This window comes from Paraburkholderia sp. EG304, assembly GCF_046543485.1.
Classification (GTDB): Bacteria; Pseudomonadota; Gammaproteobacteria; order Burkholderiales; family Burkholderiaceae; genus Paraburkholderia; species Paraburkholderia youngii.
On record NZ_JBKGUA010000531.1, the window covers coordinates 1 to 215 of the forward strand.

The 215-nt window shown below is 64.7% G+C and carries 1 pseudogene; it reads right to left on the minus strand.

The annotated features are described in order from the left end of the window. A pseudogene (locus ACLFKU_RS45035) lies at positions 1–215 on the minus strand (IS21 family transposase); the annotation flags it as partial.

The following is a 215-nucleotide window of genomic DNA, read 5'->3' on the forward strand; positions in this document are numbered from 1 at the left end:
GCTTCGGATTGCGTCCGAAGATCGCTGCCAGTTCGGCGTCGTCCGGCAAGGGCCGACCGGGATCGAGCCAGCCCCGAGCGAGCGCGAGCTGCCTGACGGTCGTCAGCTTCCCACGCCCCATCATGCGTGCGCTGGCAATGTCACGGTCGGAATCGCCCTGACGCATGCGCGCCAGAACCTGTCGATACTCAAACACTTCGAACCTCCTTCGACTC